We start from the raw sequence: 637 nt of genomic DNA on the forward strand, positions 1-637 counted from the left end.
CGCCTTCCGCTGGCCGGATTGGCGCAGGCGAGCCTCACCATCGTCGTGGGCGGCGTGATGCTGGTCTCGGCGAATTATGCGCTGTCCGGCAAGGTTGCCTGGACGCCCGGCGGCTACGGCGTCGCCTTCGGCCGCATGATGCAGGACGGCATCGTCGCGCGCTACCTTAGCGATCATTGCCCGCGCGAGCGCTACAAGCTCTGCCCGTATCGCAATGAGCTGCCGGCGACCGCCGACGAATTCCTGTGGGGCAAGAGCATGTTCAACACGCTCGGCCGCTTCGACGGCATGAACGAGGAGATGGGCTACATCGTCTTGCAGTCGCTTAGGGATTATCCGGCCTGGCAGGCCGGCGCGGCGTTCCGGGCGATGGGCCAGCAATTGCTGCATGTGGCGACCGGCGAAGGCACCAATGGCTGGATTCCGCACACCCGCGGCATCATCGAGCGCTACATCCCCGCACAGGCCGCGCCGATGCGCGCGGCGCGGCAGCAGAATTGGCAGCTCGACTTCACCGCGATCAACTGGCTGCACGTGCCGGTGGCGCTCGCCTCGATGCTGGCGCTGCTCGCACTGCTCGGCAACGGACTCGCGAACCGCCGGCTCGACGACCTGACATTGCTCGCGGCGACCGTGA

The 637-nt window shown here is 67.0% G+C and carries 1 pseudogene; it reads left to right on the plus strand.

The window, feature by feature from the left end:
* Positions 1-637, plus strand: a pseudogene (locus MOV75_RS40965) (hypothetical protein); the annotation flags it as partial.

The organism is Bradyrhizobium sp. PRIMUS42 (assembly GCF_023006515.1).
GTDB lineage: Bacteria > Pseudomonadota > Alphaproteobacteria > Rhizobiales > Xanthobacteraceae > Bradyrhizobium.